At 43.8% G+C, this 17,922-nt stretch carries 13 protein-coding genes; 9 read left to right on the top strand and 4 right to left on the bottom strand.

All coding sequences use genetic code 11. The features are described from left to right. The 4 genes from GM612_RS10815 to GM612_RS10830 form a co-directional block, all read left to right on the top strand. Positions 1-558, top strand: a 558-nt coding sequence (locus GM612_RS10815) for an MFS transporter (RefSeq protein ID WP_484592875.1), incomplete at its 5' end; no start/stop codon positions are given. A gap of 29 nt (positions 559-587) precedes the next feature. Then, positions 588-2,165 carry an alpha-L-rhamnosidase-related protein gene (locus tag GM612_RS10820; RefSeq protein WP_155432369.1) on the top strand — a complete coding sequence of 526 codons (1,578 nt, stop codon included), beginning with the start codon at positions 588-590 and terminating at the stop codon, positions 2,163-2,165. A gap of 14 nt (positions 2,166-2,179) precedes the next feature. After that, positions 2,180-3,460: an MFS transporter gene (locus GM612_RS10825; RefSeq protein ID WP_155432370.1), complete on the top strand. Its 1,281-nt coding sequence runs from the start codon at positions 2,180-2,182 to the stop codon at positions 3,458-3,460. A 42-nt stretch (positions 3,461-3,502) separates the two neighbouring features. Continuing rightward, positions 3,503-5,461, top strand: a complete 1,959-nt coding sequence (locus tag GM612_RS10830; RefSeq protein ID WP_155432371.1) for an alpha-L-rhamnosidase-related protein — start codon at positions 3,503-3,505, stop codon at positions 5,459-5,461. Between the two features lie 82 nt (positions 5,462-5,543). Here GM612_RS10830 and GM612_RS10835 read toward each other — a convergent pair whose 3' ends face one another. Both GM612_RS10835 and GM612_RS10840 read right to left on the bottom strand, forming a co-directional pair. Further along, positions 5,544-6,902 (bottom strand): glutamate--cysteine ligase, encoded by a 1,359-nt coding sequence (locus GM612_RS10835; protein WP_155432372.1) that lies wholly within the window; start codon positions 6,900-6,902, stop codon positions 5,544-5,546. 64 nt (positions 6,903-6,966) lie between these two features. Further along, entirely contained in the window at positions 6,967-8,112 is a 1,146-nt protein-coding gene (locus tag GM612_RS10840) for an MFS transporter (RefSeq protein WP_155432373.1), read from the bottom strand. A 241-nt stretch (positions 8,113-8,353) separates the two neighbouring features. Between GM612_RS10840 and GM612_RS10845 the strand changes: the two genes are divergently transcribed. Further along, on the top strand, positions 8,354-9,967 hold the full coding sequence (locus tag GM612_RS10845; RefSeq protein ID WP_155432374.1) for an FAD-dependent oxidoreductase: 1,614 nt from the start codon (positions 8,354-8,356) through the stop codon (positions 9,965-9,967). 74 nt (positions 9,968-10,041) lie between these two features. Here GM612_RS10845 and GM612_RS10850 read toward each other — a convergent pair whose 3' ends face one another. Beyond that, the gene (locus GM612_RS10850; RefSeq protein ID WP_246147731.1) at positions 10,042-10,644 is read right to left on the bottom strand and encodes a sugar O-acetyltransferase; all 603 of its coding nucleotides are present in this window, start codon (positions 10,642-10,644) and stop codon (positions 10,042-10,044) included. Positions 10,645-10,819: 175 nt separating this feature from the next. Between GM612_RS10850 and GM612_RS10855 the strand changes: the two genes are divergently transcribed. After that, positions 10,820-11,794: an alcohol dehydrogenase catalytic domain-containing protein gene (locus GM612_RS10855; RefSeq protein WP_155432375.1), complete on the top strand. Its 975-nt coding sequence runs from the start codon at positions 10,820-10,822 to the stop codon at positions 11,792-11,794. A gap of 188 nt (positions 11,795-11,982) precedes the next feature. Here GM612_RS10855 and GM612_RS10860 read toward each other — a convergent pair whose 3' ends face one another. Beyond that, a complete protein-coding gene (locus GM612_RS10860; RefSeq protein ID WP_246147732.1) occupies positions 11,983-13,095 on the bottom strand; it encodes a YdcF family protein in 1,113 nt (370 codons plus the stop codon). Positions 13,096-13,613: 518 nt separating this feature from the next. Here GM612_RS10860 and GM612_RS10865 point away from each other — a divergent pair. From GM612_RS10865 to GM612_RS10875, 3 genes are all read left to right on the top strand, one after another. Further along, positions 13,614-15,251, top strand: a complete 1,638-nt coding sequence (locus tag GM612_RS10865; RefSeq protein ID WP_155432377.1) for a peptide ABC transporter substrate-binding protein — start codon at positions 13,614-13,616, stop codon at positions 15,249-15,251. 599 nt (positions 15,252-15,850) lie between these two features. Continuing rightward, a complete protein-coding gene (locus GM612_RS10870) occupies positions 15,851-17,119 on the top strand; it encodes a metal-dependent hydrolase family protein (RefSeq protein ID WP_155432378.1) in 1,269 nt (422 codons plus the stop codon). 229 nt (positions 17,120-17,348) lie between these two features. Then, entirely contained in the window at positions 17,349-17,912 is a 564-nt protein-coding gene (locus tag GM612_RS10875) for a LemA family protein (protein WP_155432379.1), read from the top strand. Positions 17,913-17,922: the final 10 nt, after the last annotated feature.

The raw sequence follows: 17,922 nt of genomic DNA on the forward strand, positions 1-17,922 counted from the left end.
AGTATTTTGATTTTTTATGTTTGCTGGAATTTATTAGCTAATACTTTTGGTCAATTTCAGACTTTTACTTTAGTTCAGGCTCATGCAAGTCAAAGCTTTGCTACTGGAGCTGGCATTGTTTTAAACTTTATTTCACTGTTGGCTACAATGGCATTTGCGTCAGTGGCTGGTGGAAAATATCGGAACAAATTCTTCTTAGTTGGAATTACCGTTCAATTCTTAGCAATGCTTGGTTTGGCAATCAGCAGTCATGCTTTGTGGCCAATTGTAATTGCAATTGGTGCCTATAATATCGGGAATAATATCGCTGGTGAAGCAATGTATAAAGTATGGACGCAAGAAGCCTTTCCAGTTGAGGTACGTGCATCTGTTCAAGGATTTATCAATGGCTTCTCACGATTTTGCTGTGGCTTGTTTGCTATTATTACACCTGCTTTGGTTGTTCCATCAGCAATTCGAAACACAATGTTTGGCTTCGCTGGGATTGTTTTCATCAGTTTTGTTGCCGGAGTAATCATGATGAGATTAGAGAAGAAGCATGGAGTCAATGACTTTTAAGGAAATTACGAATTAAAGGAGAAATTGTTATGGGATTTACATTTCAGATTAACGATGACGTTCGGTTTAAACATGATCAATCATTGCTGAATAAAGCCGCCAACTATCGTCCAAAAATTTATGATCAAAAAATGACTGCTAGGTCGATCGTTGAACTGAAAAAAGATACAACATTGTTGGAGGGCGTTGGTGTCAAAAAGATAGCTGACATTCATGAATTGCCAAAACAGCATTTAAAGCGTAGTGATCAGGTAATTTTAGATTTTGGTAATCACAGAGTGGGCAAGTTTAGTATTAACATTGATTCTGTTGGCTCACCTATGGATGCACCTTTATTCTTAAAATTGAAGTTTGCGGAGATGCCTGCAGAACTCGCTCAAGATAGTGCAGATTATGACGGCTGGTTAAGCAAGTCATGGATTCAAGAAGAATATGTCCATTTGGATACTTTGCCAGTTACCCTTAAATTACCTCGTCGTTACAGTTTTCGTTTTGTTGAACTAACGGTTCTCGATACTTCACCAAAATGGCAAGCAGTTTTCGATGCACCAACTGTTGAAACTGAAAGTGCAGTTCAGGAGAATACGATTAAAGCACCAGAACTTGCGGATCCTAAATTGAAAAGAATTTACCAAGTTGGATTGAAAACGTTAGCTGACTGTATGCAAACCGTCTTCGAAGATGGTCCTAAGCGTGATCGCCGTTTATGGATTGGAGACTTAAGACTGCAAGCGTTAGCCGATTATTCAACTTTCAAGAATATTGATATCGTCAAGCGCTGCCTTTATTTATTTGGAGCTATGCCGACAGAAGACGGTCGCATTCCTGCCAATGTATTCACGCAACCCAAGGAGCAGCCGGACGATACTTTCTTATTCGATTACGGTTTATTCTTTATATCGATTCTGTCGGATTATGAAGAATTTAATCCTGACCGAGAAGTGTTGGATGATCTATATAATGTTGCAAAAAGACAAATGGATGTTGCTTTAAAGCAGGTAAATTCTGAAGGTGAGTTACAGTTAAATGATGATTATCCGGTGTTCATTGACTGGTCTAACGATTTCAATAAGGCTACTGCGGGTCAAGCAGTGTTAATTTATACGCTCAAGCAGTTTATCGAATTAGCAAATCAGAAGCATGATGCTGACACTAATAAGTACACGTCTAAACTGACAAAGTTAACTGAGTTCGCTAATAAGCAGCTTTTTGATACCAAGTCGGGATTCTTCGTTTCCGGTAAGAAACGTGAGGTCAATGTTGCCAGTCAAGTATGGATGACCCTAGCACACGTTAAAAATGATCATGATACACAGCAGTTGATGACCCAGACAGTTAAACAGTTGTTCCCAATTAAAGGTATTGCTACACCGTACATGTATCATCATGTAACTCAAGCCTTATTTGAAGCGGGCTTAAAAGATGAAGCTGTCCAATTGATGAAAGACTATTGGGGTAAGATGATTGATCTTGGTGCTGATACATTTTGGGAAGCATTTGATCCAGATAAGCCTGATTATTCGCCGTATGGCAGCTCTATATTAAATAGCTATTGTCACGCTTGGAGTTGTACACCTGTTTATCTCATAGACAAGTATCTTTCTTAAGAAAGGAAAAAGTTATGAATGACAAAAGGGTTAGTCTAAGTAAAGATGATGTGATGCTGATATTTGTCGCTGGTTTAGCTTCCTACATGGATGCCGCTTTATTAGTAAGTTTGGGAGTTGCTTTGCCAATTTGGACAAAGTATCTAACATTGAATAGCTGGATGGTCGGATTAATTAGTACACTATTAACTGTTGCAGTTGCGATTGGTTCATTTATTGGTGGCTGGTTATCTGATAAGTTTGGGCGAGTTACCGTTTTCAATGCTGATATTTTCTTCGTTGCGGTTGGCTCATTTATCATTGCAATTTCAAGTAATGTTACAATTCTGTTAATTGGTGTCATTATTGCAGGCTTAGCTTCAGGTGCAGACTTACCGACCTCGTTGGCCGTGATTTCGGAGCGTATGACAAAGGAAGTTTACGGACGAGCAATATCTTCCACACAAATGTTTTGGACTGTGGGTATTTTATTATCACAGTTTATAGGTTTTTTAACTGCTACACGTGGAATGGGCAGTCCAGCGGCGCTTTTTGGTTGGATTGGATTAGTTGCATTAATTAACTGGTGTGTACGAGTTTTCTCAAAAAAATTCCGGACAATTGAAACAACTTTAGCAGTTGAGGTTCAAAATGAGACTCACTCGGTATCTAAGCCAAAGAAGTACCATGTCAATGATTTATTGAAGCATCGCAATATCTTAATTTCAATTGTGTTGTTGACAATTTTTTATCTTTTTTGGAATTTACCAGCAAATACTTGGGGATCATTTGTTAATTATTTTCTTGTAACCGTAGATAACCGTAGCCAAGCTTATTCGACAGTTATTGCCTTAATAGCCAATATTGCTTGTTTGATTTCTAACTTTTTCTACTTTAAAGTTTCGGATACAAAGTGGCGATATCCAGTCATGTATGGTGGCTTGTTAGTTGGGTTAATTGCTTTTTTAACCGCTGGTATTTTCAGTAGTTATTGGCAAGCATTTACCCTTGCCTATATCTGTTACTCAGCTACAAATACTCTATGGGGTGAAGCACTCTATAAAATTTGGACACAGTCATTTTATCCAGTAGATGCCCGGGCCTCATTAACTGGTTTCTCATATGGTGTTGTGAGAGCGCTTACAGCACTATTTTCCTTAATTACACCGACACTTATGGGATATTCTCCAAAAATGCTGCTCTGGATTATGGCAGGGTGCACATTAGTTTCAGGTCTCTGTGCAATTATTATTGTGCAACACAGAGATAAATTTAAGGCAACAGATTTGGAAAACGAGCAAGTTGAATCGGAATAACAAGCAGTTAGATATTGGTTTCACTTGAAAGGAAGTTGAAGTATGTCGGAAAGTACAGCAGTTTGGTTGTGGTACCCAGGAGATTTTGAAATTCACCAAGGGATGTTACAAAATTTCAAACGGGAAGAACGCGGGATGGGGTGGCCAGCATATTGGTACATTGATGATTGTAATCGTAACGTTAAATTTACCCGAACTTATCAACTTGGTCAACCAACCCAGTTCATCGTTCATGCAATTGGCACGGGTTATGTTGCAGTTAACGAACATAAATATCGTTTCGATGAAGTTATAAATTGCGAAACTGGTAAAAATGATATTGAGATTCATGTTGGTAATGTCTCTGGATTGCCGGCTATCTACATTGAAGGAAATATAGTGAAATCTGATGAGGGTTGGTTAGCGTCAAATTTTGTGACTTCAGCACTTTCTGGTCATGATCCTTTATATACACGTCCTGATCAGGATCCAAACGTCATTGAATATGAGACTAAAACTGTTCCTGTGGCTTCACATAAATCAGTTGACAATGGAATATTGTTCGATTTTGGTCGTGCGGTAGATGGAACTTTAATTGTAACCTTAGCTGGTCCCAAAACAATTACGCTCTGCTATGGTGAATCAGAAACAGAAGCTAGAGACGTGGAATATTGTTATTACAAGCAAGAGAATGTTAGTGCTAACTCGCAAATTCGTAAGCGAGCCTTCCGTTATGTTTTCGTACCCAATGTAACTGATGGTGAGGTTGATTTAACGGCTATTCATGAGTTTGTACCAAAATTAAATCCATCATCATTTAAATCCGATAATTCTTTGATCAATAGGATTTGGAATGTATCTACGGAAACACTTAACTTATGTAGTAATGTGTTCTTCATAGATGGAATTAAGCGTGATCGCTGGATTTGGGCTGGGGATGCATATCAAGCTAACTTTATCAATCAATATTCTTTCTTTAACGAAGATATTGATAAGCGTACTCTGCTGGCTTTACGTGGGCAATATGACATTAAGCAACATATGAATACTATCGTTGATTATTCGCTTCTTTGGGTCATCGGTATCTTAAATCATTACCAAATGACAGGTGATAAATCATTTCTAAAAATGATTTTCCCTAAAATGGAAAGTATGGTTCGTTATTTTATTCAGCAAACAAATGACAAGGGTTTCATTTATGGTCGCAAAAACGATTGGATTTTTGTTGATTGGTCAGAAATTGATAAAGAAGGCACAGTATCGGCTGAACAAATATTGTTATTGGAAGATTATAAAACTATGCTGACTTGTGGTAAAGTTTTAGGTAAAGATATGTCCGAGTATCAAGAAAAATACAATCAATTATACGATAATTTGATGAAGTATTTTTGGGATGACGAAAAGAGTGCATTCATTGATTCGTATGAGTCAGGAAAGCGACATGTTACACGTCATGCCAATATCTTTGCCATCTTGTTTGATATCGTTGATGCAGATAAGCAGAAGTCTATTCTTAAAAATGTATTACTGAATGATCATATAACTCAAATCACGACACCTTATTTTAAGTTCTTTGAACAGGATGCTCTGTGTAAATTAGGTGAGCAAAAACGTGTGTATCAGGTACTCTTAAATTATTGGGGAGGTATGCTAGATCGAGGAGCGGTGACATTCTGGGAGGAATTTGATCCCAAACAACATGGAAAAGACATGTACGCAATGTACGGAGATCCATATGGTAAAAGCCTGTGTCATGCTTGGGGAGCCAGTCCAATTTATTTATTGGGACGTCACTTTATTGGTTTACGGCCAACCCAACCTGGGTATGCAACATTTAAACTCACCCCAAAACTTGATGAATTTAAGACGTTGCATTCAGTTTTACCAATTAAAAACGGTACAGTCACTATCGATAAGGATGCTACTAAGTTGACAGTTACAGCAACTAGAGATGGTGGTAGTGTAGAATTTAATGGTAAAACTTATAGCCTAAAAGCTAATGAAAAAACTATTATTCGGTAGAAATTGATTTAGAATTTAACTGAGAAAAGGAGCAGTACCACTGCATTTAACGGTGGTACTGCTCCTTTTTTGATCATTAGACTTACTGTGGATCCCAACTGCCCTTAAACAGTTCGGTTTTCAAATCATCAGCGGACAGTTGTCGCTTTTGGTCAAACCCCTTGAATGGCCGAATACTTTGTAGGGCTGAATTTTGATAACGTTTAGCCCGTTTTAGTGCGTACCCTTCTAAAGAGCCATCTTCGGCATGGGTCATTAGGCGTGCGCTGGGGGTAGTGGTCGGATTTTCGATGCGGTCCTCTAAATCTTCCAGTTCCTCTTGATATTCCGGACCGAGCTGAATCTGGTTGGCGTACATCTCCAACCGGCGCATCATTGCGCGGGCCTTCGCCTGAAACTGAGTGGGGGTGTTAGGTTCTTCAACCGAGACGAGTTCGTTCATTTCGTCGGCGCGAGCGATGACTTTTTGAACCTCTTCAGGGTGCAGTGCCGGCGTCATGATGAAGTAGCTTGCCATTAATCTCAAAAAGCGCAGCGTGCCGGTACGGACACCTACAGAACTACTTGGATCTAAGTCCAGCATGCGCAGTTCCAAATACTGAATACCAGTCTTTGGTAAATCTTTCAAGTTTGAATTACCCTTAAAACGAACGGCACCATGGAATTCATAGTCTGAAATCAACGTGCCTTCCTTGGCACCCTTCTCAATGCGGTCTACGTAGCGTTGAACGCTAGTGTAATCGCCCTTAAACTTAGTGCCAAAACCATATGTACTTTGACGAATGCTGCGAACGGGATGCTTTGGTCCCTGACCATTTTCAAAATAACCCTTTTCCGCAATTGGACTGGCACCGAAGAGGTAAGTGATCAGCCAGCGATAACGGATGAATCCTTGGGCGATGATCGTGTATAGATAGTTCTCGAGATCTACGCGATCGGGAAAAAGATCCTTCATTTGTTCATAAACCATTTCAAATACGTGATTGTCAATACTCAAATTAATGTGGGCGCCACATGGTGTTCCGGCTGAAAAACCGTGTCGCTTGACCCATTCGTGCAGGTAGGCCTCTTTATCAGGCCCCATTTTAGCAAGTGGGATTTTTGACTTATCCTTGGGCAACCGTGGCGGCATTGATAAGGGCCAAAGTAGTTCGCCGGGAGACAGCGCCGTTCGCAGTGCGTTATTTAGACTGAACAAATAGTGCATCGCGTCCAGCGCATGGCTGGCAGGTGGCGTCACCACTTCTGACATCGTTTCCAAGAAATCATTTGTAATCCATGGATTGGTTTTTTCATCCCCCGCACCGGCTGGATATGGTTCCTGACTTAATTCACCAGTTTCGTCCACCCGCTGCATTTCAATTTCTAGTCCCATGGTAAAATCCTGCGTCTTAGCGACTGCTTCATTATCGAAAATTAGTTGTCCAATTTCGCTGAACATTTTAGCCACCTCCAAGCATATCTAAGAAAACAATTAATAAATGAGAAAATTATTAATGATTAGTTTACACTCTTCGAAGCCCGTAGTACAGGGTCAATATTAAATATCCGACGGTAAACCAGAAAAGAATCCCAAACATACTGGTGTAGCTTGTAATATCAATGATTTTACCAAGCAAATAGGCGCCGATACCCATGCCAAAATCGTAGCAGTTTAAGAAGGTTCCGGTGGCCGATTCACGGCGAGTATTTCCAGCCTTCTTCAAAACCCACGATTGAACCGTGGGGAAGATGGCACCGTCAGCGGCACCAAAGAAGACCCCGGCAAGAATTAGCTGCCATTGTGTGGATAGCAGCCAGATCAGCGTTAGACTGATGATCAAGCAAGCGACAGCGGGCAGCAATACGAAGAACGGTCCTCGTTGGTCAAATAGGTTACCCACAACTGGCCGCAGAGCCACGCCTACGATGGCCGCAGCGAAGAAAAACCAAGCCGTGCCGTTAATGTGACGTGATGCAGCAAATAGCGCAATATAGGATAGTACGCCGCTCATGATAATGCCGAGGCAAAATATGAGTAGTGACTGAGGAATGAAATCTCGCTGAATGCCTGCCAATAAGGGCTGCTTGGAGACGTGCGATGACAGTGGGCGAGGCGTAATAAACGTCAGCATTACCATTGCAACGATCAGGATCAAGATACAGGTCAGAAAAAAGGCGTTAAATGAGATTGATTGTGCAATTGGCAGCGCAATAAGTGGCGCAAGTGAAGCGGTCAGCATGCTGCTAACGCCAAAGTAGCCCATGCCCGTCCCTAACCGGCTCATAGGTAACTCATCGGCGGCAGCTGTGGCAAAGTAGGTGGTCCCAAGTCCGTGCCCGATTCCGTTCAGCAACCGAAAGGCAATTAGAGCCAAAAAGGGGGTGAAAAAGGGATAAGCAATTGAAGCCAGCAGATACAGTAAAACACCGGTGATCAGCAAACTTTTCTTTTTAAAATGCAGCAGTAATCGCCCGGAAAATAACCGAACTACTAGGGCCGAAAACATGAGTGCTCCAACGAAGAGGCCAATCTCAGCGGCGTCCATCCCCAAAGACTTCCCATAAAGCGGCAGAACTGGTACCTGCATGTTGTACACCATGAAGAGTAAGGCGTTTCCACCAAATAACAAGGTAAAGTTTTTGGTCCCAAAAGACTGATGTGAAGCCATAAATAAACATCCTTTCCCCACAAAAAAGCCAGACAGAATTATTGCTAACCTTGTCTGGCTTTTTTGCCGTCCGATTGAAATCTTATCTCGCCTATCCAGGCGCTCCGAATTAGTAATTTCAAGATACCGGAATAGACCAAGGCTGTCAAGGTTTTTGATAGAACTAATCGCTTGCGTATCAATGGGTTAACCGGTATTCTGAGCTTGTAGAAACCGCTTACAAAGAAAGGTCGGGATCAGTATGAAAGTTGTCGTCATTGGCGGTGTGGCTGGTGGACCATCGTTTGCCACTCGTTTTCGCCGGCTAAATGAACAAAATGAAATTATTATGTTTGAGCGGGGTGCGTTTATTTCCTTTGCTAGCTGCGCGCTACCGTACTATTTGGGTGGTGTGATCACAAATCGTGATTCATTGATTGAACGCACGCCAGAAATTTTGAAGCAGAAAAATAATATTGATGTTCGAGTGCGCCATGAAGTCACGGCCATTGATTCCGGTCGGCATATGTTGGCGGTTACCGACCTAAAAACCGGTAAGAAAACTAAGGAGACCTATGACAAATTAGTTCTTTCAACTGGTGCCCGTCCCGTTTTGCCTTCGATTGAGGGTCTTGAAGAAGCGCATAACGTTTTTACGATTCGAAGTATGGCTGATGGCGACCGAATCAAAGCTTTTATGGAGACTAAGCAGCCGGAAAAAGTCACTATTTTGGGTGCGGGAGCGGCCGGAGTTGAGCTAACAGAAAATCTGCAAACTGCAGGGATGCAGGTCACCCTGATCGATCAGGCAAATCAGGTTATGCCGCCCTATGACTCGGAAATGACCGACTTTTTACTAGATGATTTGATGGATAATGGCGTTGACGTAAAGCTGGGTGAAACGGTCAGTGCAGTGACTGAAAATGGTCACATTGTGCATTTAGCAGACGGCACGGCCATTCCAACCGACATGTTACTGGTGGTTACCGGTGTCCAGCCAAACAATGAGTTAGCAGATAGTGCGGGTCTTGACCTGTCAGAAGATGGGCACATTGTGGTGGATGAACACTTAGCAACTTCGGCACCTGATATTTATGCCATTGGTGACGTGATCGAAACGACTAGCCGAATCTCAGGGTTGCCGATCGCCAGCATGCTTTCAAGTGCGGCCAATCGGCAAGGTCACCTATTAGCAGATATGCTGAACGGTGCCCCGTTGACCTACCCTGGATTTACCGGAGTCAGTGCTGTGAAAATGTTTAAATTGACTGCCAGTATGGTGGGTTACACGGAACAAACGCTGCACGATGCCGGAATCACTAATTATGCGACCTTGTTCATTACCCCCTTCGACCACGCCTACTTCTATCCAAATGCAAAACGGCTGAATATCAAATTAATTTATCAACCGGGAACCGGCAAACTTCTTGGCGGCCAGTTTGTGGGTGAAAATGGGGTGGATAAGCGGGCTGGAGAGCTATCTACGACGATTGCCGGCGGGCTGACGATTCATGATCTGCCGGGGATTGAGCTTCCATACTCACCACCGTATTCGGCTCCTCGAGACCCGTTGAATATGGCGGGTTATGTGGGCATTAACCAGCTCAATCAGGCCGAGACGACAGTGTTATATGCAAACTTAACGCCTGAAGAGCGCAAACAGGGTTTCTTCCTCGACATTCATGAAGCGGATAAGCCAGCTAGCAGTGATCTTCATGCAGACCTCGAAATTCCTTTAATGGAACTGCGCAACCGATTAAATGAAATTCCAGCTGACCGAACCATTTACGTTTTGTATCGGAAGGGATTAGGTCCGTATAATGCCAGCACCATTCTTAGAGGCAATGGTTACAAGGTTAAGATCGTGCAACAGTGAATTAAAAGGCTCTGATCAGTCATTGATTGACCAGGGCCTTTTTAAATTGAAATGCAGTATCTGATTTAATCAATTTAACCACGTTCCGGCAACTGTTTGAGCACGTGGCAGGGATTACCCACGGCGACCACGTGAGGAGGAATGTCCTTGGTAACGACGCTGCCAGCGCCAATAACTGATCCAGCACCAATCGTCACCCCTGGCAAGACGATGACCCCGCCACCAAGCCAGCACTGGTGTTCAATGTGAACTGGTAAGGCCTTGGTCAGCACAAAATGCTGTTCAGGATGGGTTTCCCAATTGGGATTAAGGCGTTCTGCAACGGTGGTCGGATGAGTGGCAGTATAAATTTGCACGTTCGGACCAATCATGGTTTCATCGTCGATGGTGATTGTGTTGGAGTCCATGAAGCTGCAGTTCATGTTGACGGAAACCTTGTTGCCAATGTGGATGTTTGCAGCCATGTCACACAAAAACGGGGTTCCAATCGTTGCGGTGTGACCAATGCTGCCAAGGTAACGCTGCAATAGCTGGTGGCGCTGTTCACCCTGATTATATTCCGTTTGGTTGTAAGCCTTCAAAAAATCGTAAGCTGCCTGTTTATGCGCTTTAAAAGTGTTATCGTGAGCATCAAAAAGTTCACCCTTTAGACATTTTTCCCATTCAGATAGCATCATGCATAACCTCGAATCAATAATTTATTAACCGCTTCCATTCTGGCACAAACCTTGTTCATTGAAAAGCTAGTTTCGTAAAATCATTTTATTAAATAGTCCATTGCTTTTTGAGACAGGCTAAAAGGTCAAAATGATTTCCACTGGGCTATAATATTAGAAAAGGGGTTGAGAGGTTATGAAAGCCGCATTCATTAAACAATTTGGTGGGCCAGACCACATCCAGTACGGTGAACTACCAGCACCACGGATTCAACAAAATGAGGTCCTAGTTCAGGTGGAAAAGGTATCCGTTAATCACGTGGATACTTACGTACGCAGTGGCGGATTTAAAACCGCCGTTACTTTTCCCTTAGTCATCAGCCGGGATATGGTTGGCAAGGTTTTAGAAGTTGGCCCAGCAGTCTCAGACTTCAAGCCGGGAGACTTCGTTTGGGCTAATTCGATGGGCTATGATGGTCGACAAGGAGTTGCTAGCGAACGGGCTGCAATACCGGCGGAACGGCTTTTTCACGTGCCAGTTGGCGTTGACCGCACCCAACTGATTGCTTCTGTCCATTCTTCAGCGACGGCGGCAATCGTGTTATCGGATATCATGCAGGCCAAAATTGGTCAATCGATCCTCATCGAAGGAGCTGCCGGCCATGTTGGCAGCAAATTTGTCCAGCTTGCAAGGACTATGGGCTTAACCGTTATCACAACGTCTAACGAAAAAGATTTCAGCAGATTAAGTCAGCTTGGCAGCCAAATGACATTGCCCTATCGAGTTGATATCAATGACCAACTGCATCAGCAATTTCCTAACGGGGTCGATCATATTATTGATACGTCAGGCCAGGTTGAACTGCAAAGTAACTTCGCCCTGCTGAATCAGGGTGGTGACGTGACGTTGATTGCAGCACCTAAGACGAATCAATTTGCCTTTGACGTGCGAGCGTTTTATACCGCGCAAAAGCAACTTCACGGTTTTGTGATCAGCCATGCGACATTACCGCAATTGCAGCAATCAGCCCGGGTGCTCAACAGTGCCTTTAGTCGAGGGTTACTACTGGATGACAGAATTATGACTCGACCGCTTTCGGAGGCGGCTTGGGCTCATGAGACACTTGAAACCGGTCAGGATGCGGGTCGGCGGATTTTACTAGCACCATAGTAGATCATATTTTAAATTGGTGAGTGACAAAAAAGGATCAAGCAGCTTCGAAATGTCTTCGAGGCTGCTTGATCCCTTACTAGTGTGAACGTTTATGAAGCGTAAAAAATCGATTGATCAACTCCAGTTGTTTTGATTCAATGACATTTAAAATGTATTTTACCAATGATTTAGCACATTAGGTCACCTTACAGATTGTCAAAAAATTGCTGCAGCGCTTGAATCCAGGCCGCTACCCAATCGGAGTGAAGGGTCATGATGACCCAGAAAATTGAAAAGAGCAGCATGAGGGCGACCATGATGAGGTGCAATTTACGTTGGCGTAAAACGATGGCAATATACTCGCGCATCACAGCGTTTGGCAAGAAGAAGCCAGCTGTGTGTGAACCGATGCCGTTAGCTTTCAAACCGGCCGCCTTAGCGAACATTGCTGCCCGAAAGGTGTGGTAATTGTTGGTGACGAAAATCGTTTTAGGGTTAGTGATTCCAGCATTATCGATAATCTTTTTAGAATAGACCATGTTTTCATAAGTGGTCTTCGACGCCGTTTCTGCCAGCGCGTCATTCACCGCAACACCGTGATGAATGGCATACTGGCGCATGACCTCACCCTCAGCTGCGGTTTCATCTCCACCCTGACCACCGGAGAAGATCATCTTGGGAGCATGGCCGGTCTTTTTTAATTGTTGCCGGTAGAAGCGGATGCCACGATCAATACGCTGCCGTAAAAGCGGCGTCACTTGATTGCCATTCATCAAGCCAGCCCCTAAGACAATGATAAAATCCTGATTTAATCTCGGCCAGTAAAACTGATATAGCACTAGCACTGTCAGGTAGTTATAGAACCAGAAGATGGCATACAGGATGCATAAAGCAGGAAAAGTGATCATTAAATCACTCCAAAAGGGCGGCAAATAATTGTTGATCAAGTGTGAAATGAAAGGCAGGAGGATTAAAACGATTCCTAGCAGCAGTGTCAAGGAGTTAGCTAAGGAATGACTTTCTCGTTTCCAGACGATCCGTGCGTTCCAAAGCAGTAAAATGGCTTGCAAGACAAACACGAGTGCCAAACAGAAAAGTAAGAATAAAAATAGAAATCCCACCGGATAGATGATGGCGTTGTTGCCTGTGCCAATAATGGTAATGGCGACGGTGAGCCAAAAGGTGTAGAAGAAGAGGCTGAACCAGATTCCGTTTCGTAACCAAGTTCGGTTTCGCCAGTAGCTGAGGCCGAAACAGATGAGAAAGAGGCAAGTTAATAACCACCCAAATTTAATGTACGTGCCGTAGTCTCCCTGCAAAATATCTGCCCCTTTCTTAAGTGTGCTATATCCATTATAACCTACTGTTTCGCCAAGATTAAAAGCGTCAATCGTTGATCTTAGCACATGCATTTAGACTGCCTAATCTCAAAAAGATTTTTAAAAAGTGTTGACAGGCTTTTGGAAAGTAGTTATAGTGAGCTATATTAAATATCGATGAGAAATTGCTAAGAAGATTTAAGGAGTCGAATGTAAGAAGTTTCCAGAGAGCGTCAGGGACTGTGATGGCGTAACATCTTGCATTTTAAAGTTAAATCGGAGCAAGACTGCTTGTTAAGAGCAGTTAGGGTGCGCCCAATATAGCGCCAACGTTATGCCGCGTCGACCGGCCGTACGTGAGTGGTTGTGTTTCTTGCACAACAATGAAGGTGGTACCGCGCTTAAGCGTCCTTTTAGAAAGGTTATTCTTTCTGAAGGGGCGCTTTTTTCTTGGCCAGAAAGGAGCGGTAGCGGACCGCTCATCGATATTAATACACATATATGAGGAGGAATAGTTTATGAGCACACATAAAGGAATGATCATCATCGTAAGCATTGCAATGGGGATGATGAGTGCCTTATTAGGCGGCTGTGCATCCACCGTTGTTGGCGGTGCAGGAAACAGTGCTGATAAGACGTTAAAAGTAACTATTCCAGGGGAACCCATGACCATTGATCCCAATAAGTCGATTGAAACTAACGGGGCAGCAGTTATTGACCAAATCAGTGAAGGTATTTACCGCCGTAACGCTGATAATAAAATCATACCCGGCGTGGTTGAAAAAATTGTGAAACCAACTGAAAATGGGACAAAATACACGTTTACGATCAAAAAAGATGCTAAGTGGCAAAATGGAAAGCCGGTCACCTCGCAAGATTTTGTCACGTCACTGCAGCGGAATGCGGATCCAGCGACCAAGTCTCAGGCCACCACGGACACCCAGTACATTCAAAACTTCACGGCCGTCAACAGCGGCAAGATGGATAAGAGCAAACTGGGCGTGCACGCGGTCAACAACCGGACGTTTACTATCAAGCTTTCCCGACCAGTGCCGTACATGAATTATGAATTTGTCAGTTACCAACCACTGAACACGGCCGCGGTTAAGAAATATGGCAGTCGATACGGTTCCAGTTCAGCAACCACGATGGCTAATGGGGCCTACAAAATTACTGGCTGGAGCGGGTCGAATGAAGCCTGGCACTACGTTAAGAACCCGTACTACTGGGACGCTAAGGACGTTAAGATCAAAAACATTGACGTCCAAGTCGTGAAGGATGATAACACCGCGCAAAATTTGTTTAAGGATGGCACGGTGCAGCTGACTAGCATCACTGGTCAGTATGTGAAAGCCAATGCCAATAATAAGGAAGAGGTTGTGACTAAAAACGGCCGCAACAACTACATTTACTTCAACTCCAAGCATAAAGTGACGGCCAATGAAAACTTCCGTAAAGCAATCAGTATGGTGATCGATCGTCAGGCGTTGGCTAAGGATGTTTTGCAGGATGGCTCTTCACCATCGACTAATATCGTGCCAAAGGATTATGCTAAGGACCCAACGAATGGCAAGGACTTTATTGATGAGGTTGGGGATCTAGCACCGACTGACGTTGCCAAAGCAAAGCAGTATTGGGCTAAGGCACAAAAAGAAATTGGTAAAGATAAGGTCAGCCTCGACTTCTTGGTTGATGATACGGATACTGAAAAGAAGATTGCTGAATATGTACAGGGGACAGTGCAGAAGAATTTGAAGGGGGTAACGGTCAACATTATTTCGGTACCGCATGCAACTCATGTTTCGCGTGATTTCACGACGGACTTTGATATTACGACGGTTGGCTGGGGCCCAGACTATCCGGATGCGCAGAATTATTTGGATGGCATGCAGAGCCAAAACTCAATTAATTTTGCGAAGACAAAGGATCCGCAGTATGACGCGTTGATGGCCAAGGTAAATGACACGGGAAAGTATACGGCGACGCAGCGGTTTGAATTTGAGAAGCAGGCGGATAAGCGGCTGATGAGTATTGCGGCGGTAGCACCAACGTTCCAGACGGCGCAGGCCCATTTGGTAAATAGTGATGTGGGCGGTCTGAAGTGGGATACGATGTCGGGAGCAGCGGGACAGTTGCAGTATGCGTATTGGAAGTAAAGAGTGTGAGGAAAGGCGGGTTTGAGAGTGGAGTCTAACTCAATTTGGGCAGAAAGCCCGGGTTTGGCTTTATGTCCGAATTGAGTTAGATGCAACTCTCGGCCTTTCCGAACACGTTTCGGCACGGAGGCCAAGAAGCGCGAAAATCCCGAGCTTGGCTTTGTGTCCGAATTGAGTTAGATGCAACTCTCGGCCTTACCGAACACGTTTCGGCACGGAAGCCAAGAAGCGCAAAAATCCCGGGTCTGGGTTTTGGGCCAGAGTCAGTTACATGCAGGTCTCGGCCTTTCCGAACACGTTTCGGCACGGAAGCCAAGAAGCGCGAAAATCCTGGGCTTGGATTTTGGGCCAGAGTCGGTTACATGCAGGTCTCGGCCTTACCGAACACGTTTCGGCACGGAAGCCAAGAAGCACAAAGACGGGTCTTCCCCAAACAAGCGTCAACATTCATAACATCAGCAAAAAATAATCAACAAAAGCCATAAACTGCATTTTAAACAACTAAGGAGGTGAGGATCGCATGACATCACAGTTAAGAAACAACCCAGATGACGGTCCGTTACAGTTAATCAAGCTTTACATCCAAAGGAGAAGATATTATGACAAAAATCAATTATACCAACGCAGCAATTTACAACCATGACAAGCAGGATTTCGAAACTAACCATTACGTGGTCGTCGACACAGAAACTGGGAAGATTGTCAATACTGGTGAGGGTAAGCCCGACGGTTCAGTTCAATTTGACGAAACGGTAGATATGAAGGGTAAATATGTGATGCCAGGCATTATGAACGCTCACACTCACATCACAAGCATTCCAACCTACTGGTGGAACGACGGCAAGGAAGACCGCCATTCTGATTCTCGAGAATTCAATACGATGTACGCGATTCGCAACATGGAAGACGCCATCAATAATGGGATTACATATATTAGAAACGTTGGCGCTGCTTACGACATTGACATTGAGGTCAAGAAAATGCAGCAGAAGGGCATGATTAAAGGACCCAAGGTAATGACTTCGGGGCGAGCCTTCACAATGACTGGCGGACATGGTGCTGGGAGTGGCCACGAAGTTGACGGCGTCGACGAAATGATCAAGGGTGTTCGAACGGCCATGAAGAAGGGCGTCGACAACATTAAACTGATGGTCACTGGTGGTGTACTTAAGAATGGCGAGACCCCTGATGATATTCAATTCAATGAAGATGAGGTAAGGGCTGCCGTAGTAGAGGCGCACCATAAGGGTAAGACCGTTGCCGCTCACGTTCAGGGAGCTGAAGGAGTCAAGGAAGCCGCTCGTGCCGGTGTCGATACCGTTGAGCATGCATTTAACATTGACGATGAAACCATTAAGATCTTCAAAGAGCACGGAACAGCCGTTGTGCCGACTATGAACGCCATGTATGCAATTTATAAATATGGTAAGGATACCGTGCCGGAGTGGGCTCGTCATAAGGTTGTCGTCAACATTAAAAAGCATTTTGCCAGCATCACGAAAGCTGCCGCAGCTGGAATTCCAATTGCGATGGGGACTGATGCGGGAACCCCTTATAACGGTTTTGAAAGTGAAAGTGCTTATGAGATGCAGCTCTACGTTGAAAAGGCTAGTATGACGCCGGCACAAGCCATCGATAGTGCCACTATCAACTGTGCACGTGCCATGCACGTTGATGATGAGTATGGTGAAATTGCTACAGGTAAATACGCGGATTTCATTGCGATGGACGAGAACCCAATTGATGATATCTCCGTCATTCAACGTGAAAAAGACGTTTACCAAAACGGCGTCAACGTACACCGGGCAATCGTTGATGTGAATACCGGTGCTGGTGTCACTTCTGAAATGGAAGCAGTTGGGCGCTAGACGGTATTTAAAAAAAGCCTTCCTTCGATCAAAAACCACCGAGCAGAAACTTGTTCGGTGGTTTTTTGTAACTTTTGGCTGACTGAGTGCGTAGTTAATGATAGTTAGGTTCAATCAATCCCTAAATTTGTGCAAAAACTTGAAATGACGAATGAATGCGATTAGGTGAATGAGCGCGGAGCTGTTAAACTATTGTTAGTTAGACCAAACATGAACGGAGGAAATGAATATGATAGCTGGAATAATTGTTGCGATAGTTGTTGTACTATTGCTCATTATTTACATTAGCGCTTATAACGGCCTGATCAAGGGCCGGACGTACGTTCAAGAATCATGGAGTCAAATCGACGTGCAGTTAAAGCGTCGAAACGATTTGATCCCTAACCTGGTAGAAACGGTGAAGGGATATAGTCACTACGAACAAAGCACCCTGGAAAAAGTGGTTGGGTTGCGCAATCAGTTGATCAATACGCCGAGCGATGACCATCAAGCCACCATGGCGATTTCGGATCAGTTGTCGAATTCATTGAAGAGTATCTTTGCCGTGGCCGAAGCATATCCAGATTTGAAGGCTAATCAAGAATACACGAAACTGATGGAAGAATTGACCAATACCGAAAATAAAATTGCATATTCACGTCAATTGTACAATTCAAGTGTGGCTAGTTTTAACTTGAAGATTCAATCGTTTCCAAGCAATATTGTAGCCGGCATTCACCACTTTAAGACCAGCGATTATCTGCAGGTACCTGAAGAGGAAAAGACTGCGCCAAAAGTAACCTTTGATAAGTAAGCGAGGGTGA

The sequence above is a fragment of the Secundilactobacillus folii genome, from assembly GCF_009720675.1.
GTDB lineage: Bacteria > Bacillota > Bacilli > Lactobacillales > Lactobacillaceae > Secundilactobacillus > Secundilactobacillus folii.

Bases quoted from the DNA above. Each gene is read 5' to 3' on its own strand.
- GM612_RS10865 (WP_155432377.1), top strand. From the start codon at position 13,614: ATGAGCACACATAAAGGAATGATCATCATCGTAAGCATTGCAATGGGG.
- GM612_RS10830 (WP_155432371.1), top strand. From the start codon at position 3,503: ATGTCGGAAAGTACAGCAGTTTGGTTGTGGTACCCAGGAGATTTTGAA.
- GM612_RS10850 (WP_246147731.1), bottom strand. From the start codon at position 10,644: ATGATGCTATCTGAATGGGAAAAATGTCTAAAGGGTGAACTTTTTGAT.
- GM612_RS10870 (WP_155432378.1), top strand. From the start codon at position 15,851: ATGACAAAAATCAATTATACCAACGCAGCAATTTACAACCATGACAAG.
- GM612_RS10845 (WP_155432374.1), top strand. From the start codon at position 8,354: ATGAAAGTTGTCGTCATTGGCGGTGTGGCTGGTGGACCATCGTTTGCC.
- GM612_RS10835 (WP_155432372.1), bottom strand. From the start codon at position 6,902: ATGTTCAGCGAAATTGGACAACTAATTTTCGATAATGAAGCAGTCGCT.
- GM612_RS10840 (WP_155432373.1), bottom strand. From the start codon at position 8,112: ATGGCTTCACATCAGTCTTTTGGGACCAAAAACTTTACCTTGTTATTT.
- GM612_RS10875 (WP_155432379.1), top strand. From the start codon at position 17,349: ATGATAGCTGGAATAATTGTTGCGATAGTTGTTGTACTATTGCTCATT.
- GM612_RS10825 (WP_155432370.1), top strand. From the start codon at position 2,180: ATGAATGACAAAAGGGTTAGTCTAAGTAAAGATGATGTGATGCTGATA.
- GM612_RS10855 (WP_155432375.1), top strand. From the start codon at position 10,820: ATGAAAGCCGCATTCATTAAACAATTTGGTGGGCCAGACCACATCCAG.
- GM612_RS10820 (WP_155432369.1), top strand. From the start codon at position 588: ATGGGATTTACATTTCAGATTAACGATGACGTTCGGTTTAAACATGAT.